The sequence below is a fragment of the Methylophilales bacterium MBRSF5 genome, assembly GCA_001044335.1.
In the GTDB taxonomy this organism is placed as follows: Bacteria; Pseudomonadota; Gammaproteobacteria; order Burkholderiales; family Methylophilaceae; genus BACL14.
On sequence record CP011001.1, the window covers coordinates 35,839 to 56,921 of the forward strand.

General features: G+C 31.7%; 21 protein-coding genes and 1 pseudogene. 9 read left to right on the plus strand and 13 right to left on the minus strand.

The genetic code is table 11. The features are described from left to right. The first annotated feature begins 36 nt into the window (after positions 1-36). From UZ34_00225 to UZ34_00235, 3 genes are all read left to right on the plus strand, one after another. Positions 37-1,179 (plus strand): S-adenosylmethionine synthetase, encoded by a 1,143-nt coding sequence (locus UZ34_00225; protein ID AKO63921.1) that lies wholly within the window; start codon positions 37-39, stop codon positions 1,177-1,179. A gap of 176 nt (positions 1,180-1,355) precedes the next feature. Then, positions 1,356-2,774: an S-adenosyl-L-homocysteine hydrolase gene (locus UZ34_00230; protein ID AKO63922.1), complete on the plus strand. Its 1,419-nt coding sequence runs from the start codon at positions 1,356-1,358 to the stop codon at positions 2,772-2,774. Next, the gene (locus tag UZ34_00235; GenBank protein AKO63923.1) at positions 2,775-3,605 is read left to right on the plus strand and encodes a 5,10-methylenetetrahydrofolate reductase; all 831 of its coding nucleotides are present in this window, start codon (positions 2,775-2,777) and stop codon (positions 3,603-3,605) included. It begins immediately after the preceding gene. Here the strand turns inward: UZ34_00235 and UZ34_00240 are convergent, their stop codons facing one another. Then, on the minus strand, positions 3,606-4,070 hold the full coding sequence (locus tag UZ34_00240) for a protein smg-like protein (protein AKO63924.1): 465 nt from the start codon (positions 4,068-4,070) through the stop codon (positions 3,606-3,608). Positions 4,071-4,220: 150 nt separating this feature from the next. Between UZ34_00240 and UZ34_00245 the strand changes: the two genes are divergently transcribed. The 6 genes and pseudogenes from UZ34_00245 (at position 4,221) to UZ34_00270 (ending at position 9,877) form a co-directional block, all read left to right on the plus strand. After that, the gene (locus UZ34_00245) at positions 4,221-4,721 is read left to right on the plus strand and encodes a peptide deformylase (GenBank protein ID AKO63925.1); all 501 of its coding nucleotides are present in this window, start codon (positions 4,221-4,223) and stop codon (positions 4,719-4,721) included. Further along, on the plus strand, positions 4,721-5,656 hold the full coding sequence (locus UZ34_00250; GenBank protein ID AKO63926.1) for a hypothetical protein: 936 nt from the start codon (positions 4,721-4,723) through the stop codon (positions 5,654-5,656). Before UZ34_00245 ends, UZ34_00250 begins: the two co-directional genes overlap by 1 nt. After that, positions 5,649-6,887, plus strand: coding sequence for a hypothetical protein (locus UZ34_00255; GenBank protein ID AKO63927.1), 1,239 nt, complete (start codon positions 5,649-5,651; stop codon positions 6,885-6,887). Before UZ34_00250 ends, UZ34_00255 begins: the two co-directional genes overlap by 8 nt. Continuing rightward, complete coding sequence (locus tag UZ34_00260) at positions 6,850-7,371, plus strand: hypothetical protein (protein AKO63928.1); 522 nt, start codon at positions 6,850-6,852, stop codon at positions 7,369-7,371. Before UZ34_00255 ends, UZ34_00260 begins: the two co-directional genes overlap by 38 nt. After that, the gene (locus UZ34_00265; GenBank protein ID AKO63929.1) at positions 7,368-9,458 is read left to right on the plus strand and encodes a hypothetical protein; all 2,091 of its coding nucleotides are present in this window, start codon (positions 7,368-7,370) and stop codon (positions 9,456-9,458) included. Before UZ34_00260 ends, UZ34_00265 begins: the two co-directional genes overlap by 4 nt. 2 nt (positions 9,459-9,460) lie before the next feature. After that, positions 9,461-9,877, plus strand: a pseudogene (locus tag UZ34_00270) (hypothetical protein). A gap of 811 nt (positions 9,878-10,688) precedes the next feature. Here UZ34_00270 and UZ34_00275 read toward each other — a convergent pair. From UZ34_00275 to UZ34_00330, 12 genes are read right to left on the minus strand one after another with little or no spacing between them, the layout of a single operon-like run. Further along, positions 10,689-11,459 (minus strand): exodeoxyribonuclease III, encoded by a 771-nt coding sequence (locus tag UZ34_00275; GenBank protein AKO63930.1) that lies wholly within the window; start codon positions 11,457-11,459, stop codon positions 10,689-10,691. Next, complete coding sequence (locus UZ34_00280) at positions 11,456-13,477, minus strand: oligopeptidase A (GenBank protein AKO63931.1); 2,022 nt, start codon at positions 13,475-13,477, stop codon at positions 11,456-11,458. Before UZ34_00280 ends, UZ34_00275 begins: the two co-directional genes overlap by 4 nt. Positions 13,478-13,481: 4 nt before the next feature. Next, positions 13,482-15,194: a phosphoenolpyruvate-protein phosphotransferase gene (locus tag UZ34_00285; protein ID AKO63932.1), complete on the minus strand. Its 1,713-nt coding sequence runs from the start codon at positions 15,192-15,194 to the stop codon at positions 13,482-13,484. Then, positions 15,195-15,464 carry a hypothetical protein gene (locus UZ34_00290; GenBank protein AKO63933.1) on the minus strand — a complete coding sequence of 90 codons (270 nt, stop codon included), beginning with the start codon at positions 15,462-15,464 and terminating at the stop codon, positions 15,195-15,197. Continuing rightward, positions 15,461-15,841, minus strand: coding sequence for a hypothetical protein (locus UZ34_00295; GenBank protein AKO63934.1), 381 nt, complete (start codon positions 15,839-15,841; stop codon positions 15,461-15,463). Before UZ34_00295 ends, UZ34_00290 begins: the two co-directional genes overlap by 4 nt. Continuing rightward, positions 15,834-16,676: a hypothetical protein gene (locus UZ34_00300; protein AKO63935.1), complete on the minus strand. Its 843-nt coding sequence runs from the start codon at positions 16,674-16,676 to the stop codon at positions 15,834-15,836. The genes UZ34_00295 and UZ34_00300 overlap by 8 nt, the downstream gene beginning before the upstream one ends. 3 nt (positions 16,677-16,679) lie before the next feature. Next, positions 16,680-17,003, minus strand: a complete 324-nt coding sequence (locus UZ34_00305) for a ribosome hibernation promoting factor HPF (protein AKO63936.1) — start codon at positions 17,001-17,003, stop codon at positions 16,680-16,682. Between the two features lie 4 nt (positions 17,004-17,007). Continuing rightward, on the minus strand, positions 17,008-18,276 hold the full coding sequence (locus UZ34_00310; GenBank protein ID AKO63937.1) for a hypothetical protein: 1,269 nt from the start codon (positions 18,274-18,276) through the stop codon (positions 17,008-17,010). Positions 18,277-18,278: 2 nt separating this feature from the next. After that, a complete protein-coding gene (locus UZ34_00315) occupies positions 18,279-19,001 on the minus strand; it encodes a sugar ABC transporter ATP-binding protein (GenBank protein AKO63938.1) in 723 nt (240 codons plus the stop codon). Between the two features lies 1 nt (position 19,002). Further along, positions 19,003-19,512 carry a signal peptide protein gene (locus UZ34_00320; protein ID AKO63939.1) on the minus strand — a complete coding sequence of 170 codons (510 nt, stop codon included), beginning with the start codon at positions 19,510-19,512 and terminating at the stop codon, positions 19,003-19,005. Next, entirely contained in the window at positions 19,502-20,068 is a 567-nt protein-coding gene (locus UZ34_00325) for a hypothetical protein (protein AKO63940.1), read from the minus strand. Before UZ34_00325 ends, UZ34_00320 begins: the two co-directional genes overlap by 11 nt. Positions 20,069-20,071: 3 nt before the next feature. Beyond that, the gene (locus UZ34_00330; GenBank protein AKO65113.1) at positions 20,072-21,043 is read right to left on the minus strand and encodes a D-arabinose 5-phosphate isomerase; all 972 of its coding nucleotides are present in this window, start codon (positions 21,041-21,043) and stop codon (positions 20,072-20,074) included. Positions 21,044-21,083 lie beyond the last annotated feature (40 nt).

Consider the following 21,083-nt stretch of genomic DNA (forward strand, 5'->3'; position numbering starts at 1 on the left):
GCGCGAATATTTAAAAATTTAGATTGATTACAAAGTATGAATGATTATTTTTTTACCTCTGAATCAGTTTCAGAGGGTCATCCTGATAAGGTTGCTGATCAAATTTCAGATGCCATTTTAGATGCTATTTTAGAACAAGATCCTATGGGGCGTGTGGCTGCCGAGACTTTGACAAACACTGGACTAGTGTTGTTAGCTGGTGAGGTTACCACCAAGGCGCACGTTGATTATATTAAGGTTGCTAGGGAGGTCATTAAAGATATTGGATATGATCATCCTGAAAAAGGAATTGACTATAACGGCTGCTCTGTATTGGTTGCCTATGATGAACAGTCACCGGATATTGCCCAAGGGGTAGATCAAGCAAATGACGATCCCTTGGATCAAGGAGCTGGAGATCAGGGGTTAATGTTCGGGTATGCCTGTGATGAAACGGCTTCTTTGATGCCACTGCCAATTTGGTTATCTCATCAACTAGTCAAAAAACAGTCAGAGTTGAGAAAGTCTGGAAAGTTATCGTGGTTAAGGCCAGATGCAAAATCGCAGGTGACCTTAAAATATCAGAACAATACCCCCGTGGCGATAGATACAATTGTGTTGTCAACACAACACGATCCTGATATCTCTCAAAAAGACATTCACGAAGCGGTCATTGAAGAGATTATCAAGCCAACACTGCCTGGTGATATTGATACAACTGCTACTAAATTTTTAATCAACCCAACAGGAAAATTTGTCATTGGTGGTCCTCAAGGCGATTGCGGTCTGACAGGTAGAAAGATTATTGTGGATACCTATGGGGGAGCAGCTCCCCATGGTGGCGGGGCCTTCTCAGGCAAAGATCCGTCAAAAGTTGACCGATCTGCTGCTTATGCCGCACGATATGTTGCAAAAAATATCGTAGCCAATGGTCTCGCATCCAGATGTTTAGTCCAGTTATCCTATGCGATTGGGGTCGCACAACCCACTTCGATAATGGTCGATACCTTTGGAACAGGAAAGGTTTCTAATGAGGAGATGGTTGCAATCATAAGAGAAAATTTTGATTTAAGACCTAAAGGGATTGTTCAGATGTTAGACCTGTTAAGACCGATTTATAGAAAAACTGCAGCCTACGGTCATTTTGGCCGTGATGAAGACTCTTTTTCTTGGGAAAAAACGGACAAAAAATTAACATAAACCACAACTTAACTTTTTAAATAACTTCAAGTATAATTTTCTATCGTCGAGGAACGCTGCGAGATTCTTTCCCAGGCTCGACAATCTAAACTGCGTTCACCTAACCTTGCCAGTCAAGGCTTCAGGTGAAGAAGCCAACTGGTCACTTATTAATTTTAAATTTAAAGGATAAATTTATGAATAACGTGACAGAATCTAACATCCATTTGGATCATGATGTTGCAGATATTAATCTTGCTGAATTTGGTCGCAAGGAAATATCAATTGCTGAAAAAGAAATGCCAGGTCTTATGGCCATTCGTGAAGAATACAAAACATCCCAGCCTCTAAAGGGTGCTTTAATCACCGGCTCATTACACATGACGATTCAAACCGCAGTTTTAATTGAAACATTAGAGGCGCTAGGAGCAAGAGTTCGATGGGCTTCCTGCAATATTTATTCAACTCAAGACCATGCTGCTGCAGCCATTGCAAAAAATGGCACCCCCGTGTTTGCTTTCAAAGGGGAAAGTCTAGACGACTATTGGGACTTCACACATCGAATTTTTGAATGGCCAAATGGTGAATATTCAAACATGATCCTGGATGATGGTGGAGATGCGACTTTATTACTGCATTTAGGAGTGAAGGCAGAAAAAGATCAATCTGTTCTAGACAATCCACATAGTGAAGAAGAAACAGCACTATTTAAAGCAATCGAAAATAAGCTTGCTGAACATCCAACTTGGTACAGTGACAGAATTAAGCATATTAAGGGAGTTACTGAAGAAACGACTACAGGCGTTCATAGACTTTATCAAATGCATAAGGATGGAGAACTTGCTTTTCCAGCAATCAATGTGAATGACGCCGTGACTAAATCTAAATTTGATAATTTATATGGTTGTCGTGAATCTTTGGTGGATGCTATTAAAAGGGCAACCGACGTCATGATCGCTGGTAAAATTGCGGTTGTTGCAGGTTATGGCGATGTTGGTAAAGGTTCTGCACAAGCACTAAGAGCTTTATCGGCTCAGGTCTGGGTAACTGAAGTTGACCCAATTTGTGCATTGCAGGCAGCAATGGAAGGTTATAGAGTCGTGACAATGGACTATGCAGCTGAGCATGCTGATATTTTTGTGACCGCGACTGGAAATTATAATGTGATCAATCATGACCATATGTCACGTATGAAAGACGAGGCAATTGTTTGCAATATTGGCCACTTTGACAATGAGATTGATGTTGCTAGCTTAGAGCAATACACTTGGGAAGAAATTAAGCCTCAAGTGGACCATGTTATTTTCCCTGATGGTAAAAAAATAATTTTACTAGCTAAAGGAAGATTGGTTAATTTAGGTTGCGCAACAGGACATCCTAGTTATGTGATGAGTTCTTCTTTTGCCAATCAGACAATTGCGCAAATTGAGTTATTTAAAAATACTCAAGATTATCCAGTTAATGTATATACGCTACCCAAGCATTTAGACGAGAAAGTTGCTGTGTTGCAATTAAAAACTCTTAATGTTCAGCTGAGCAAGTTAACTGAAGAGCAGGCTAAATATATTGGAGTTAATGTAGATGGTCCTTTCAAACCAGACCATTACAGGTACTAAATGAAAGCGAGCTCATTTAGCTTTGAATTTTTTCCTCCTCGAACGCAAGAGGGGGAGGAAAAATTAAAGAGAACATTAAAGAACTTGTCAGTATTTAATCCTGAGTTTTTTTCTGTTACATTTGGCGCTGGTGGCTCGACTAAAGATAAGACAATTGGCGTTGTTCAATCCATCAAAGATGATGGTTACAATGCAGTCCCTCATATCTCGTGCATTACCTCAACAAAAGATGAAGTGATGGATCTCATTACAAGTTACAAAAATAAAGGCATCAATCGTTTGGTAGCCTTACGAGGAGATAACCCATCGGGCATTGCCGGGTATGGAGATTTCCATCACGCCAGTGATTTAGTTGAATTTATTAGAACGAATACTGGCGACTATTTTCATCTGGACGTTGCAGCCTACCCTGAATTTCATCCCGAATCAGAAAGTTCTATTGATGATCTCAAAAACTTTAAGACTAAGGTTGATGCAGGTGCTAATTCAGCGATTACTCAATTCTTTTTTAACGTGGACTCGTACTTTAAGTTCATTGAAGAGTGTGAACGGTTAAATATTAGTATTCCTATAGTTCCTGGAATTATGCCTATTTACAATATCAAACAACTCTCAAGATTTGCTCAAACTTGTGGGGCTGAAATTCCTAGATGGCTTAAATATAAATTAGAATCCTACGGGGATGATATTGAGTCGCTGCGTGAATTTGGTATCGATTTCATTTCTGAATTATGTGAGACCCTTCAACAGTTTGGGGTAGAGTCATTTCATTTCTATACACTCAATGAGTGCGGTATTGTTTCAAAAGTCTTGAAAAATATTTCTGATTAACTAGTGTACTGCACCATTTTTTGGATTGAATAGCGCGTCCTCAACAAACAAGTATTCGTTTTCCCGGCCAAAATGCCATAAAGTCATCATGACGATCCATTTTAATTCATCTAGGTTAACATCCGCTTGATCAACAGCCATTGCTCGATCAATAATGATCTCTCTTTCTGCAGGCGATAGGATGGTTGCCTTTTCAAGGAAGATAAGGAATCCAATGCCTTCATTATTAATTTTTTCATACTCTCTCTTGGAGTAAATTCTTGATTTCAGACCTGATTCATTAATCTTCTTATCATTAATTTTTTCTGATAAAACTTTTAATGTGGCAAACCAATCTATAGCAAATTCAATCTCCTTATACTCAAATCCAGCCTCTTCTAATTCAGTGGTCATCTTTGATAAATCAGAAACATTATGTTGGGATGAAAGGTAATTTTCAAATACGTAGACTAATAAATCAAACATATCTTTCTCCTAAATAAAATTTATTTGAATTGAAGAGTGAAAAAAAGTGAGTCTCTAAAAGAGTATAATATTGAAAATAAAACTTATAAGATATAAAACTATTCACTAACTTTTAATTTACAGTATTAAGAATAAAATGCAAGTAAAAATATGGCTTTATTAAAAATCTTAAAATACCCTGATCCAAGGCTTCATAAAATTGCTGAGATTGTAGAAGTTTTTGACGAATCAACAGAGAAGCTAGTCCAAGATATGGCTGAAACCATGTATGAGTCAAAAGGGATTGGCTTAGCAGCGACGCAGGTTGATGTTCATCAAAGAATTATTGTGATTGATATAAGTGATGACAAAAAAGATTTATTAGTATTAATTAATCCCAAGTTAATAAAATTTGATGGGCAGCAAGAATATGATGAAGGTTGTTTATCAGTTCCAGGTTTTTTTGAGACGGTTAAACGCTATGAAAATATCACAATTAGTTATCAAGACCTGAAAGGGAATATACAAAAACTTGAAGCTGATGGCTTGTTGTCAGTATGTATACAACACGAGATGGACCATCTTGTTGGTAAAGTCTTTGTCGAATATTTATCTCAATTAAAGCAGCAAAGAATAAAGAAAAAAATAAGTAAATTAAGAAGAGCTGGTTAATGTTAAAAATAGTATACGCAGGTACTCCAGAATTCGCACTTCCATGCTTAAAAAAAATAAATGATTCAGATATGGAAATCATTGCTGTATTGACTCAACCTGACAGGCCAGCAGGGAGGGGGATGAAAATAAAAGAGAGCCCCATCAAAAAATATGCAAAAGATAATCAATTATTGTATTTCCAACCAGAAAAGATTGATGAGGAATTTACCAAGTCTATTAAAGAGTTAAGACCGGATGTATTGATTGTTGCGGCTTATGGAATTATTTTGCCTAAGCACTTTATTGATATATTTCCAAAGAAAGCCTTTAACATTCATGCTTCTATTCTCCCAAAATGGAGGGGAGCAGCACCAATCCAAAGGGCAATAATGTATGGAGATAACCAGATTGGTGTAACCATTATGGAGGTCGTTGAAAAACTTGATGCCGGAAATATATTCTTAATAAAAAGTTTTGATAGAGATCCCAATAAAACATCGGGAGATTATTTTGAAATACTTTCAAATGATGGTGCTGATTTAATGATGCAGCATCTCAACAATATTCAATTGGGCTTGAGAATAGAATCAATAGTTCAAGTCGAAGAAGCAGTGACTTATGCTAAAAAAATAAGCAAAAGTGAAGCTTATTTGAACTTAGAAAATAAGGCAGAAAATATTGTAAATACAGTCATGGCCCTAAATCCGTTTCCAGTATCAAGAATTTCTTTCAGGCAGAAAGAGGTAAAAATTTTTCATGCTGAGTTAACCAATATTTCATCAGTTGAAAATCAGCCAGGCAGTATTAATTTATCAGATGATTTATTAGTTGCTACAAGTGATTTTTATATCAAAATAAACTCTATTCAGATCAGCGGGGGGCACACGTTAACTGGTAAGGATTTTATTAAAAATTATCAATTAAAACCAGCTGAAAATTTCTCTAATGTATAAGGATTTAGTCCAAGCAGCAAAAATATTATCTGAGTTAATCGGTGGTAGAAAAATTGACACTTTATTTGATCGTTTTTTAAAAGAAGAAAATAACAAAAATTTTATCAAAGATATTGTTTACGGCAGTATTAGAGATTTCTATCTTAACGATTATATTTTAAAAAAATTTGTGAAAAGAGATATCAATGATCATTTAATTAAGTACCTGCTGATGAATACAATATATCAAATTACCCATCAGTCAAAAGCTGAGTTTACAGTTGTTAATGAAGCCGTTAAAGCTGCAAAAAAAATAAATAATAATTTTTATAATTTGGTAAATGCTGTCCTTAGAAATTTTTTAAGAGAAAAAGATAAACTTATTACTCCAGATGAAATGGATATAAGGTATTCATATCCGCAATGGTGGGTTAGCGATCTTATGAAAGAGTACCCCAATGACTATGAAGCTATCTTAGCAATTGGAAATACTAGAGCAACAACAGTTATTAGGATTAATCAAAGACAAATCTCTGTCAATGACTATATAGATCTTTTGGAACAAGCGAATATTGATTATGAATTAACTCTGGAAGACAAATACATTCAAATAAGCAATGTAAAAGATATAACCATGCTGCCCGGTTATGAGAAAGGTTATTTTTATGTCCAAGATCCAGCTGCACAATTAGCGTGTGATTTTATTGATATACAAAACGGTATGAATATTTTAGATTTATGCTCTGCGCCTGGTGGAAAAGCCACCCATATTCTTGAGAGGTTTGATGTTAACCTTGACTGCTATGATATATCAAAGGAAAGAATTAATCTTATCCGAAGTAATATGAAAAGATTGCAATTAAAATCTAATATTATCGACAAAATAGACATCAATAAACGATATGATCGGATATTGATTGATGCTCCATGCTCAGGGTCGGGTGTAGTCAGAAGAAATGTTGATATAAAGTTAATGCGTAAACAACAAGATATTGAAAAATTTAGCAATCAACAACTTCAGTTGCTTGAAGAGGGCTGGAAAATTTTAAAAAGTGGCGGAAAATTACTTTATGTAACTTGTTCTATTTTTAAACATGAGAATGAAAATGTTGTAATGAAATTTCTATCAAAAAATAAGGATGCTGCAAGTCAAGATCTTAAAATCCCAATTGGTTTTAAATATCAAAATACACAACTCATTCCCAATCAATTTCATGATGGTTTATATTTTAAAGTCTTTAGTAAAAATTAGTCTGGCTTGGTTAGTTTTTTCAAATATATCTTATGCAGATATTATTGTTGATGAACAAAATATAGATTCGACCAAAATTAAATATTTTTTAGACTACGAGCTAGATAATGATTTAAAAAAAATTATAGATAAAGGTATATCTATTCAGATTTTAGAAACAATTATTGTAAAAAGAAAAAATAAATATTTCTTTGATAATGTTGTATTCAAAAGAACTAAAAAATTTAAAATTGAATACCATCCTTTGATTAAAAAATTCTACTTTTTTGAGGAGAATGAAAAATTTTCATTTGCAGAACTTAACAAATTAGTTAGTTATATCAATAAGCCATGGTATTTAACTTTAGAAAATACCAAGGATTCAAGAAATAAAGAAATCACAATAACCTGGGAGGTTGATCAAAAAAATCTACCAAAAAGTTTACAATTAAGTTTAAAAAAACCTAAATGGACGATAATAAAAAGTTTAAGACATAATTTATGAGATACCTGCTTACTTCAGCATTAGTAATAAGTTTATCGCTATTAGTGATTTTAATAAGATCGCTGTCAAATTCTGACTTTATCTCCAGCGAAACTTTTCAGTTACTTTTAAAAATAAATTTAGCATTTGTGGTAATGCTATTTATATTTATTGCATTACAAGTATATCGATTATTTAATGAGGTTAAAAAAGAAGTCACTGGTAGTAGACTGACATTAAGGTTGGTCATTTCCTACAGCATCATGATTATAGTTCCACTGATGGTTCTTTATTTTGTTTCTGTAAACTTTTTAACTAAATCAATAGAGTCTTGGTTTAATGTTAGAGTTGAGTCGGCATTAGAAAGTGGATTAAATATTGGTCAAAAGACGCTAGACATCTTAAGAAAAGATGTTGAGCTGAAGTCAAGAAGTATCAGTTATTCATTATCGAATTCTAAAATTAATGAATTTAGCCCAGTACTTTCTGATCTCACTGAAAAATTTGATATTTATGATGCGATGATAATCGATGAAGAAAATAGAATTTTGGCTATTTCATCAAGAGATAATATCGACATTGATTCAGTGTTACCTAATGAACAAGACTTGATTCTTGCAAATACTGGCTTCCACGGAAAGATAGATATCACTCAAGAAAATATTATTTTTTTAAAAACATTCCAGCCTTATATTTCAATTGATGACAAAATACAGAAGAAATTTTATTTAATCATTACACAAAAAATTCCTGAAAGTATTTCACAGGCTGCGTTATCTGTTGAGTCTGTCTTTGAGGATTATCAGGCCTTAACTTTTAGTAGGAACTCATTAAAGGTAATTTATCAGATCACATTAAGTATCATTCTTTTCTTGGCAATCCTTCTTTCAATATCATTAGCTCTTTATTTCAGTAGAAGATTTACAATGCCTTTGTCAATTTTGTCTGAAGCAACACAGAGTATCGCAAAAGGTAATTTTAAGAAAAAAATACCGGATCAGGGAAAAGATGAGCTGGGAATGTTAGTGAGGTCATTTAATATAATGACAACTAAGCTTGACAGTGCTAATAAGACACTTGAACTAAATAGGCAAAGAATTGAGTCATCAAGAAACTTCTTAGAGAGCATTATTAACAATATGTCATCCGGGATCATTGTTATAGATCGAAAAAGTAATATAAGGTTGACAAATAAGTTAGCTTCAAAACTTCTTGGATTTAATTTAGAGTTGCTAATCGGTCAAAGGTTTAGCCAAATTTTAGAACATGGGAGTCAATTTGAAGAAATAGTAACATTGATAAATAAAAGCAAAGATAGCTATAAAGAAAAAGCACTTACGTTGAAATTTAAAAGAAGAATTTTATCGATTCAGTTAACAGAACAGGGCACTGGAAAAAATAAAAATAAAATTATACTAATTGATGATATCTCTGAAATTACTGCTGCACAAAGAAATGAAGCCTGGTCTGAAGTAGCGAGACGGCTCGCACATGAAATAAAAAATCCATTAACCCCCATTCAGTTATCTGCGGAAAGAATCGATCATAAATTCTCAAAACAATTAGAAAAAAAAGATCAAACAATCCTGAGCGACATTACGAAAACCATCGTTAATCAGGTGGATGCGATCAAAAAAATGGTAAATGAATTTACTGAATATTCTAGATCGCCAGAATTAACAAAATCAGAAATAAATTTGGTTGATTTATTGAATGAGCTTGTGAATTTGTTTCAAAAAGAAGATCTCAAAATAAAGATATCATCCAGGTCAAAAAAAATTAATTTTTCTTGTGATGAAATAAAAATTAGACAAGTTTTTGTAAACCTTATCAACAACGCATACGAAGCAAAGAAAGAAGATAATTCATGTGAAATTGAGATAATACTAAAAAAAACAAAAAATGCAGTCATTCTTAATTTCATTGATAATGGTATCGGTGTCAGTGATGAAATAAATATTTTCGAGCCTTATGTGACGACCAAAAAAACCGGTACCGGATTAGGTCTGGCTGTTGTGAAAAAAATTATTGATGAGCATGATGGATCTATCACTATTAAAAATAATAAATCATCAGGGGCAAATGTAGAAATACACTTTAGATATTAATTATGGCAAATAAATCAACAATTCTTATCATTGATGATGAAAAAGATATCCGAGAGTCCTTATCAGAAATATTACTTGATGAAGGTTATGAAACATATTTGGCGGCAGATGCAAATGAAGCAAGAAAATTAATAAAGCAAGAAAATAATGTAGATATTATTTTATTAGATATCTGGATGCCTGACTGCGATGGAATTACTTTGCTCAAAGAGCTAAAGGCCAGTCAAAAATTAAAACAACCCATTATTATGATGTCAGGTCATGGAACAATAGATACAGCGATTGAGGCGACCAAAAATGGTGCCTTTGATTTTATTGAAAAGCCAATTTCGCTGCACAAAGTTTTGAAAGTTTTGAATGATGCAATTAATGAGTCATTAGATTTCAATACCTTATCCATTGAGTTTCTAAAAAATAACAAAGATAAAGAGTTGTTGGATGTATATAAAAAGCTAAACGAAAAGGAAAATCACCAATTTTTTAAAACTAATTGTAAGGATGCCCTTTATTCCTTTTTATCTTCAAATAAAGATCAAGTATTTAAGATTGATCAATCATCAATAAAAAAAATTGATAACTGCGAATCTTTTTTAGAGGAAAAGAAAAATTCTTTAATAATTTTTGAAAATTTTTCTGATTACAATGAGAATGCCGTGTCGATATTCAAGATCATTGAATCCAAGACAAAAAAATATAACGTAAAAATAGCCATTAATAGTGATGTTGATTTAACGGAAGAATATAAACAAAAAATTAATTTCTCAGATTTTTCTATTATTGACTTCAAAGTGTTTGGCCAGCATGATGATGATAAGCTAATCAAATCAGCTAGAGAAATTCTTACTTATCATTTAAATTTTGTTTCTAATAAAATATATAAAGAGTTTGATATTACTTTTTTAAATAAAATTAGATCGGATAAAAATTGTTATGACATTTTATATCTTGATCAGATAATTAGAAATTGTCTAAAATTTGCTCATGGAGAAATTATTGATGAGGAAGACTATCTCAATGCTATTAAATTAAGCCCAGTTAATTTTCATGAGCTTTCAACGCAAAATAATCCTATTGAACATCTTTATGGCATGGAGCTTAAAAGTGCAAGAGAAGAGTTTGATAAACTTTATTTGAAACATCATTTGGATAACAACGTCAGCATGAAAGACTTATCAATGGTTTCTGGTGTTGAAAGAACCCATCTTTATAGAAAACTAAAACAACTAGGACTTAAAAACTCAAAGTAAGCATTATTGGTGCGTGGTCTGAAGGCCTCTCTAATTTTCTATAATCAGTCAGGACATTGAAGTCTTTTAAAAAATTGATTAAATCCTTTGAAGCAAGTATGTGGTCAATTCTTAATCCGAGGTTTCTTCTAAAGGCTGCCATCCTATAGTCCCACCAAGTAAATCCTGGTTCGTTTTTGTTTAGATGGCGATGAGTGTCAGTGAAATTGCATTCAATGATTTCTTTAAATAAATTTCTTTCAATATCGCTGGTAAGAACAGTCCCAACCCATTTTTCAGGATCATGACAGTCAATGTCATCTGGGGCAATATTAAAATCGCCCATCAATAATGAATTAGAATTTTTTGTTTTAATGAATTTTAAAAGAGCATTAACCCAAGTTTGTTTATAAATAAATTTATCGCTGTCTAATGATTGGCCGTTTGGAAAATATCCATTCATTATTAGAATTTTTCTATCATCAAACTTTACTTCAGCAGAAACAAACCTTTTTTGCTCATCTTGAAAATTAGGAATATTTAACAAAACATTTTCATATGGGAGTTTAGTTATTATGGCGACCCCATTGAATGTTTTTTGTCCAGTGAAGATGGATTGATAACCAAGGTTATTAAAAGATTCATTTGGAAAATTTTCATCTTGAGACTTTGTTTCTTGTAAAGAAATAACATCAGGGTTATGTTTATTAATTATATCTACAAGTTGGTCATGTCTAATCTTCAAAGAATTGACATTCCATGAAATAATTTTCATGCAGCAAGTCCATTATGTCTTAATAAAGCATCTATGGAGGGTTCTCTACCTTTAAATTTAATAAATGACTCTTTTGCAGGCCTTGAACCACCAACACTTAAAATTTCCCTTCTAAATCTGGAACCAACATCTTTGCTTAATACCCCATTATTTTCAAATTCTTCGAAGACATCCGCTGATAATACTTCTGCCCATTTGTAACTATAGTATCCAGCAGCATACCCACCTGCAAAAATATGGCTAAAACTATGAGGAAAGCGATTCCAGTGAGGAGGGCGAACAACTGCAACTTCGTCTCGAACAGATTCAAGGGTGCTTATAACATCTAAATTATCTGGATTACTTTCCATGTGAATTAAGATATCAAATAATGCAAATTCGATTTGACGTAGGGACTGCATTCCTGATTGAAAGTTTTTACTTGCTATAAGTTTGTTAAATAATTCTTTTGGCATAGATTCTTTGGTATGAATATGTTGAGTCATATTTTTAATCACATTCCAATCCCAACAAAAGTTCTCCATAAATTGGCTAGGTAATTCAACGGCATCCCATTCAACTCCCTTAATTCCAGAAACATTAAACTCAGAAATTTCGGTCAAAAGATGATGAAGCCCATGACCACATTCATGGAATAGTGTAATCACTTCATCATGTGTGAATAACGCTGGATTATTTCCTATGGGGGATGAAAAATTACATGTGAGATAGGCAACTGGATAATCAATATTTACGTTAAATTTAGATTTTGAAATACATTCATCCATCCATGCACCGCCACGTTTATTTTTACGTGCATAAAGATCAAGATAAAAAGAACCAATAATTTTGTTGTTTTGTAATAGCTCAAAATATTTCACATCTTTGTGCCAAATAGGGGCTTTAGATTCGACAATATCTATATCATATAAATTTTTAATTACGTTAAACAAACCTTCAATAACTTTATTCTCAGGAAAGAATTGTTTTATCTCTTGGTCATTAATATTGTATTTATCTTGTTTAATTGTTTCAGAATAAAATGCAACATCCCAGGCTTCAAGATCTTCAACCCCATCTTTTTTTGCAGCTTCTTTTAGTTCCTCAAAATCTTTTAAACCATATGGTTTCGCTTTGTTGGATAAGTCTCTTAAAAAAGAACAAACTTCATCTGGACCGCTAGCCATTTTTCTATCAATACTTAATTCGGCATAATTATTAAACCCCAACAATTTTGCTATGCTTGCACGATGGCTAAGAATATCTTTGATGATGGTTGTATTATCAAATTTTTTATCAGAAAACTCTGATGCCTTTTTGGCATAGGCTTCATACATTTCTTTTCTTAGGTTTCTGTTTTTGGCATATTGAAGAACAGGAACATAACACGGAAAATGAAGAGTGAATGTATAACCTTTTTGATCATTTTCTTTTGCTAAGGACTTTGCAGATTCAAGAATATCTTCAGGTATGCCTTCTAGCAAAATGTCATCAGTAATATTTAAAGTATAGTTGTTGGTTTCGTCTAAAACATTCTCTTCAAATTTTGATGCTAATTTTGCTAGTTTAGACTGTAATTCTTTAAACACAGTTTTTTTATCTTCATCTAGACCTACCCCTCCAAGTTTAAAGTCTTTAATTTCATCAGTAATAATTTTTTGTTGTATTGCATCCAAAGATTCAAAAATGGTAGATTTTTTTAATTCTTTGTATAAATTAAATATTTTTGTATTTTGCGATAAGTTTGAGTAATAGTCTGTGATAAGCTCACGACATTTATTATATTCACCTCGGTATAGGTCAGAATTCATCACTGAATTAAGATGACCAATTTGTGACCAAGCATTACTAAGTTTGTAATCAAGCAGGCTTAACTCATCTACAAATTTATAGTCAATTTTAGAAATATCATAGTTTTCTATCTCTTTTATTTTAGTTTTATTTTCATTGATGATTGCTGTAATTGCTGGATAGATGTGTTCCGCTTTAATTTGGTCAAAAATGGGTAAGTCTATTTGTTCTAAAATAGGATTGTTCATATTATTAATTATTAAGATTATTGATTAAATTTTCAATTTCAATTTTATCGTGAGTATTCAGAATTTTCTTGGCTTTCGATTTTAATTTTGAAAACTCAGATTCTAAGATTACTTTTTTTACTTTTAGAAGGCTTGACGGATGCATTGAGAAATTTGTTAAGCCAATCCCAATAAGTAATTTAGTTAATTTTGGATCTCCTGCCATCTCACCACATAGAGACACTTCGATACCTGCTTTAGTTCCGGCATCAATTACTCCTTTTATCAATTTAAGAAGTGCAGGATGAGATGAATCGTATAAATGTGATACGGCATCATCTGTTCTATCAACAGCTAAAGTATATTGAATTAAATCATTTGTACCAATTGAAAGAAAGTCTAATTGAGAAGCAAAGCTTTCCGCATCAATGGCTGCCGCCGGTACTTCAATCATTCCTCCAATTAGCGTTTTAGAATTAAATTTTTTTCTTTCCGAAGTAAGTATATCTTTTGCTCGCTCAATTAAGAGTTTTACTTGCCTGAGTTCGTTATTAGAGCTGAGCATGGGTATTAATATTCTAATGTTGCCATAATGTGAGGCTCTAAGTAATGCTTTCATCTGTGTGATGAACACATCAGGCTCTGCTAAACAAAATCTTATAGCTCTAAGACCAAGTGCAGGATTTTGATTTGTATTAGGCATGTGCTCAATAACTTTATCACCCCCTGAATCAAGTGTTCTAATAGTTATTATCTTATTAGGTAACGCTTTTGTTAAGTTTCTATAAATTGTGAATTGCTCATTTTCATCGAGCATACGATGTTTATCCATAAAAATAAATTCAGTTCTAAATAATCCAACACCCTTTGTATTATTTTCCATTACAGGTTCAGTGTTATTAGTATCTTCAATATTTACATATAAATTTACAGACACCTTATCAATGGTTTTTGACGTGAGTTTTTGTAGACTAAGTAATTTTTTACTTTCTAATTCATATAAGTTTTGTTTTAACTTGTATTCATTTATGACTTCATCGGTTGGATTAATAATAACGCAGCCATGGTCTCCATCAACAATCAAATTATCACCGTTTGATATCAAGTTTTTAGCATTTTGTGTTCCAACCACTGAGGGTATGTTAATACTTTTAGCTAGAATAGCTGTATGAGATGTGGTTCCTCCAATATCTGTAACAAACGCAATATTATTGCTATTTTTAAATTTAAGAGCATCTGCAGGAGAAATATCATGTGCAACAATAATTCTATTTTTATCACTAGATAATTGTTTAGATTCATGACCAATTAAATATTTAATCAATGTTTCACAGACTTGATAAATATCATTTTTTCTTTCACGAATGTAACTATTTTCAATTGAATTAAATTTATTAATTATTTCTTCCATTTGAACTTTTAATGACCACTCAGCATTTTGCTTGGATTTTTTTATGAGTTCTAATGGATTTTTTGAAATTTTTGGGTCATTAATTATGGCTAATTGCACATCGATGAATGACCCATATTCACCCATTTTATTTTTTTTCAGTTCTTTTTTTAAACTTAATAGCTCACTTTTCAGTTGTTTAATAGCTTGGTTAAAACGTTTAATTTCATTTGTAATATTTTTTTGAGTAATAGTGTAAGGTTCGACTTCATTTAATGCGTGTGCTAAGATATAGGCTTTACCAATTGCCACACCTGAACTGACAGGTATTCCAGAGACAATTAACAATTACTTCCCCTCACCAAATAAATTATTAATTAACTTTTCTATAGACTCTAATGCTTTTTTCTCATCGACGCCACTTATTCTGATGGTAAAAGAATCATGAATTCCAATTGATAGCAGAAGAATGTCCATCATATTTTTACAATCAATAATTTGATCATTAAAGATAATTTCAATCTTCGATTTAAACTTAGCAGCTTCAGTTGATAATTTATTTGAAGCTCTTGCGTGAAGGCCTAGTTCATTCTTGATAGTAAGATTTTTTTTAATCATAAAAAATTAATGATGGATTTGTTTCCACATTTAATAATTTCATCCACCATGGTTTGTATGTCATTTGTTTTAAATGTAACGGCTTTCATTAACATTGGCAAATTCAACCCTGATATGGCATAAATATTTTCTTGCGACGTATGTTTTTTGACGATATTGCTAGAAGAGGCACCATATAAGTCTGTAAGAATAATTATCTCGCAATCTTTATTTTTATTTACATATGCATCAAGCTCTTTTTTTGATACATCAATATCTGAAGAATTTAATGAAATAATATCAATTAAGTTGTTATATTTTTTTTGTAAATTCTTCTCAACACACTCAACAAGTGATTGACCAAGATTGCCATGAGTAATTAATAAAAATCTAAACATCTAATTCTCGATGAAAAGTGGATACATGCAGATCATTATTATTACTTTTAATAATATTTGCAATTTCCTCTGTTACAAAGACTGATCTATGCCTTCCTCCTGTGCATCCAAATCCAATTGCAAGATATTTTCTTCCTTGGAGCGCATATTTTCTTATTCGTGGTCTCAAAAAAGATGAGATATCTTGAATGATTTCTTTGGTTTCTTCGAATTCTAGTAAGTATTTTTTAAGAGACAAATCTAATCCTGTAAGATTTTTAAGATCATCTTTATAAAACGGGTTTGGTAATTCTCTAACATCAAAAATAAAATCAATATCTAATGGAATTGCTTTTTTATAAGCAAAAGATGAAAGGTGAATATGAAAACTTAATTTTGAATCAATAAGATCATTTATTTTTACATTAAGTGAAGTTAAGTTTAGATTGCTGGTATCAATATGAATATAATCGTCCTCTAGCATGCTTAAAATTTCTTGATCTTTAACTATGGCTTCTCGTAAGCTTGTCTTATTTTTACTAAGTGGATGCTTTCTTCTGGATTCATTAAATCGTTTGATAATTTGTTCAATACTTGCTGTTAAAAAAATTAACTTAAATGAAACTTTTAAATGTTTTAATTCTTCTAAAATTAATGGAAGCATTTCAATATTAAGAGATCGGCTATCAATACTTATTGCAACTGATTTGATTTGGTTATTACCTAGATCTTGAATTGCATTGGGTAAAAGTTTGGCAGGCAGGTTATCAATACAATAATAGTTATTATCTTCAAAAGTTCTTAGTGCATTCGTTTTGCCTGCACCAGACAATCCTGTAATGATATATAAATTCAAAAATTATTGGTTGTGTTTTCTAACAACCCCCTCAGACTGGTGGTGATCTTTTGCCTTTTCTTTAATTTTAATAACTTGTCTATCTATTTTGTGAATCAAATCATCTATAACTTTGTACATGTCTGATCCAGATGCGTCGCTGAAGATTTCGTTATGCATCAGATGTAATTTACATTCAGCAATGTGATGATGATTCTCTGTTTTTAAAATAAACTTAACATCAGTTATATTTTCAAAATGTCTTGTTATTTTATTAAATTTTTCATGAATTAGTGATTCAAGAGCTTCAGTTATTTCAATGTTTTGGCCTGTGATTGTGATATCCATTTATTTAAGTACCTTTCTTTCGTTTTGAAGCAGATAATATCTCCAGCTGTTCGCGATATTTGGCAACTGTTCTTCTACTGATTGTAATATTTTCTTTGCCAAGTGTTAAGAGAATTTGAGAATCAGACAATGGTTTGGCTTTATCTTCATGTCTAATAATAGCCTTAATTTTATCTAATATGGCTTTGTTTGAAGTGTTGTTTACCTCATTTACGAAAAAATATTTTAATTCAAAAATACCATGAGGCGTCTCAATGAATTTATTATTTACAATTCTACTAACCGTTGATTCATGAATCTCTAGTTCTTTCGCAATTGTTTTAATATTCAAAGAAGACTTTAAAATATTTTTATTTAAAAACTCTTTATGGTGAGAGAAGATACAATTAACAACCCTGATAATATTAATTTTTCTATAATTTAAATTCTTTATGAACCACTTTGCTTGATTGTATAAGTCTTTATCATCAACCTCATCTTTTTTTAAATTAAATAATTTAAGAGAGTCATAATTATTCTTTAGTGAAATATCAAATTTACTCCCATTATTTTTTATGATTATATCTGGGGTGATAAATTGAGATGTATCTGATGAGAGATAGGCAAGCCCAGGTTTTGGATTTAGGGACACTATAAACTCATTGCATTTAATAATGTGATCGGGTGGAAGGTTTATATTTTTCGCAATTTTTTTGAAATTTTTATTTGCTAAGTCTGCTAAATGATTTTCAATAATTTTTTTTGAGTCTAATGCAACTTGATTTCGAATAAATTGATCAAGTTGAAAGATCAAACATTCTTTTAAGTTTCTGGCACCAATACCTGGAGATGAAATAGTATTTAACTTCAAAATAAGATTCTTAATTTTTTTATTAGCTGTATCAGAATCAAGGGCTAATTCTGTAATGAAGAAATCATAATCTTCTTTCAAATATCCATTATCATCAATATAATCAATAATTAACCGTGCTAATACTTCATCCTCATAATCAAGCCCTAAATCAAATAAATTATTTAATAAATAATCCTTAAGGCTAAATCCATAAATATTATTTTCTGAAATATTTTCTTCATTATTTTCAATAACGCTAGCGGAATAATTAAGATTAAATTTTTCTGAATCATCTAGCTGTAAGTAAGGGTTCTTGGATAAAAAGTCATTAATTAATAATTCAATTTCAATTTCATTAGATTTCAGTAAATTAACTGATTGTTCAATATTTGGTGATAATTTAAGTGAATTTTTGAGTCTTAAATGAGCGCTTAATGCCATATTTAAAGAGAAAAATCTTGGCCTAAATAAATATTTTTTACATTTTCATTTTCTACAATTTCATTGGGTGTGCCAGAAGTAAAAATTTTTCCTTGATTGACAATGTAAGCTCTATTACATATGCCAAGTGTTTCGCGGACACTGTGGTCAGTGATGAGAATCCCAATGCCTCTAGAGGATAAAAATTTAATGATTTTTTGTATGTCTAAGACTGCAATTGGGTCAATTCCAGCAAATGGTTCATCAAGCAGAATGAATTTTGGGTTTGTTGCAAGGCACCTGGCAATTTCAACCCTTCTTCTCTCTCCACCTGACAGGGAAATAGCAGAATTTTTTCTTATATGTTCAATTCCAAGTTCTGTGAGTAGTAGATTTAGCTTTGTTTTAATATCATCTTTATTTAATTTTCTTAACTCCAAAATGGAGATGATATTTTCTTCAACATTCATTTTTCTGAAAATGGATGGTTCTTGAGGAAGGTAGGCAAGACCTAGTTGAGAGCGAACATGAATGGGTTTTTTTGTAATATCAGTATTATCAACTAATATTGATCCATGTTCAGGTTGAATTAGACCCACAATCATATAGAAGGATGTGGTCTTTCCTGCGCCATTAGGACCTAATAAACCAATAATTTCCCCACTAGATATTTCTAGAGAAATATCTTTAACAACATCTTTATTTTTATAGCTTTTCTTTATGTTTTGTATTCTTAAAGTCGTCATTTTATTTCTTATCAGGACGAATAATAGCTCGTGTTCTTCCCTTTTTTAATTCTTCACCATCTTTTGTTTTAGTATTTCCTGACATCGCCTGCGCAAACTCAGAACTTGCATCGTACATTATGTAGTCACCGATGACTAAATCATTTCCTTTTTTTACACGTGCCTTGCTATACAAATGTATCTTATCCATATTGCCATCATACTCGATCCTTAAAGCTTGCCCTTCTATATAATCATCACTTCCTTCCATTTTTTGTTTGAAGGTTGTTGGTTTTCCTTCTGAGGTAGAGTGTTGAAAACCTTGCTTGTCTTCTCTGATAATCAACTTATCACCACGAATAATTAATGTCCCTTGCTGCAAAATGACATCTCCAGAATAGGTGCTAATATTTTTTGAGTCATCAATTAACAATTCATCTGAATCAATAATGATTGGCTGATCTTTGTCAGCTTTTTCAGCAAAAGAGAAGAAAGATATAAATAATATTATGTAAATAAATTTATTTGTCATAATGTACTCTCACAGAATCATATATTTTTATGATTCCTGTTTTTTTATTATAGTTAAAACCTACTCCGTCAATTTCTATATTGGGCTCCTGAATAATTTTAATTTTTTGATCAGAGGATAAAATTTCTTTATCAGGCACGATTGTGATTTCATTAGATAATAATTTCATTACTTTTTTTGATTTGGTTTCATGCCTTATCATCTGTGCATCATCAAGCATTTTTATTTTTTCACCATTATCATAAATAACGCCTTTGTTACTTATTAAATCTAAAACTTTTTTCTTTTCTTCAAATTTTTTAAATACGGGTTTCTTTAAAATAGATTCATCACTGTAAGAAAAATAATTCATCTGTATAGCTTCTAGAGAAAAATTTAAGTTTCCAAGATCATCTGTTTGTTTGGAAATAAAATTTTTTAAAAAATAATCTGGATTATTAGTTAATTTTTTTTCTTCAATATTCAATTCTTTTTTTACTTCATTATTTAGCCAGAATGAAATAATTGAAATTATCACAAGAAAAACCATTGAAAAGAAAATTGAATATTTACTCATTAATTAAATGACTTTATTTATCAATAAATCCTGGAAATTAATCACACCTACAAGATCATCTTTGTTATCAACGACTACTAAACTGGATATTTTATTTTTTTCCATTAATTCTGCCGCAGATGTTGCTAAATTATGTTCATTAATAAAAAAAGGATTTGTACTCATCCACTTTGAAATTTCATCTGAGATAGATGCCTCTTTCAAAATGGATCTTCTCAGATCTCCATCAGTAAAGATACCTAAATATTTTAATTTATCAGCCACAATGGCATAACCCACTTTTTTTTCTGTAATTAATTTAATTGTTTGTTTTAGACTATCGCTCGGATTAACTACAGGCACTTCACTAATGCTCCTCATCACCTCTTTAACTTTTATAAATTTATTTTTTCCTAAAGCACCACCAGGATGAGATTTTAAAAAATCTTCAGCTGTGAAACCTTTTAATTGGAATAAGGAAATAGCAATTGCATCTCCTATGGCTAACATTAGCGCTGAACTTGCAGTGGGAGCTAAACCTAAGGGGCATGCCTCGGTCGATACCTTTGAGGAAATATGATGATCAGCATATTTAGCAATCTCAGATTTTTCATTGCTAGTGATAGCAACTATTGACGCCCCAATTCTTTTTATACTTGGAATTAGGTTATAGATTTCATTGCTTTCACCAGAGTTTGACAGAAAGATAACAATATCATTATGAGTTATCATCCCGAGGTCGCCATGACTAGCTTCACCAGGGTGCATAAAAAAAGCCGGTGATCCAGTGCTGGATAAAGTTGAGGCAATTTTGCCAGCAATATGACCAGACTTACCCATTCCGCTTAAGATGATTCGCCCACTACATTCACTAAGTTTAATAATAATGTCGGCAAAATTTTCATCAATAAATTTTTGAGCAATATTAATTTCTATAGATTCAATATCAAGGACTTTTTTGGCAGAACCTATTATTGATTTTTTGATATCATTCATAAATAACATTATAGTTAATTAAATCTAAAAAATAATTAAA

Excerpts from the sequence above, each read along its gene's own strand:
- UZ34_00235 (AKO63923.1), top strand. The coding sequence starts at position 2,775 with ATGAAAGCGAGCTCATTTAGCTTTGAATTTTTTCCTCCTCGAACGCAA.
- UZ34_00305 (AKO63936.1), bottom strand. The coding sequence starts at position 17,003 with ATGGATATCACAATCACAGGCCAAAACATTGAAATAACTGAAGCTCTT.
- UZ34_00250 (AKO63926.1), top strand. The coding sequence starts at position 4,721 with ATGTTAAAAATAGTATACGCAGGTACTCCAGAATTCGCACTTCCATGC.
- UZ34_00330 (AKO65113.1), bottom strand. The coding sequence starts at position 21,043 with ATGAATGATATCAAAAAATCAATAATAGGTTCTGCCAAAAAAGTCCTT.
- UZ34_00260 (AKO63928.1), top strand. The coding sequence starts at position 6,850 with ATGATGGTTTATATTTTAAAGTCTTTAGTAAAAATTAGTCTGGCTTGG.
- UZ34_00225 (AKO63921.1), top strand. The coding sequence starts at position 37 with ATGAATGATTATTTTTTTACCTCTGAATCAGTTTCAGAGGGTCATCCT.
- UZ34_00320 (AKO63939.1), bottom strand. The coding sequence starts at position 19,512 with ATGACAAATAAATTTATTTACATAATATTATTTATATCTTTCTTCTCT.
- UZ34_00290 (AKO63933.1), bottom strand. The coding sequence starts at position 15,464 with ATGATTAAAAAAAATCTTACTATCAAGAATGAACTAGGCCTTCACGCA.
- UZ34_00255 (AKO63927.1), top strand. The coding sequence starts at position 5,649 with ATGTATAAGGATTTAGTCCAAGCAGCAAAAATATTATCTGAGTTAATC.
- UZ34_00275 (AKO63930.1), bottom strand. The coding sequence starts at position 11,459 with ATGAAAATTATTTCATGGAATGTCAATTCTTTGAAGATTAGACATGAC.
- UZ34_00245 (AKO63925.1), top strand. The coding sequence starts at position 4,221 with ATGGCTTTATTAAAAATCTTAAAATACCCTGATCCAAGGCTTCATAAA.
- UZ34_00240 (AKO63924.1), bottom strand. The coding sequence starts at position 4,070 with ATGTTTGATTTATTAGTCTACGTATTTGAAAATTACCTTTCATCCCAA.
- UZ34_00310 (AKO63937.1), bottom strand. The coding sequence starts at position 18,276 with ATGGCATTAAGCGCTCATTTAAGACTCAAAAATTCACTTAAATTATCA.
- UZ34_00280 (AKO63931.1), bottom strand. The coding sequence starts at position 13,477 with ATGAACAATCCTATTTTAGAACAAATAGACTTACCCATTTTTGACCAA.
- UZ34_00295 (AKO63934.1), bottom strand. The coding sequence starts at position 15,841 with ATGTTTAGATTTTTATTAATTACTCATGGCAATCTTGGTCAATCACTT.
- UZ34_00315 (AKO63938.1), bottom strand. The coding sequence starts at position 19,001 with ATGACGACTTTAAGAATACAAAACATAAAGAAAAGCTATAAAAATAAA.
- UZ34_00265 (AKO63929.1), top strand. The coding sequence starts at position 7,368 with ATGAGATACCTGCTTACTTCAGCATTAGTAATAAGTTTATCGCTATTA.
- UZ34_00325 (AKO63940.1), bottom strand. The coding sequence starts at position 20,068 with ATGAGTAAATATTCAATTTTCTTTTCAATGGTTTTTCTTGTGATAATT.
- UZ34_00230 (AKO63922.1), top strand. The coding sequence starts at position 1,356 with ATGAATAACGTGACAGAATCTAACATCCATTTGGATCATGATGTTGCA.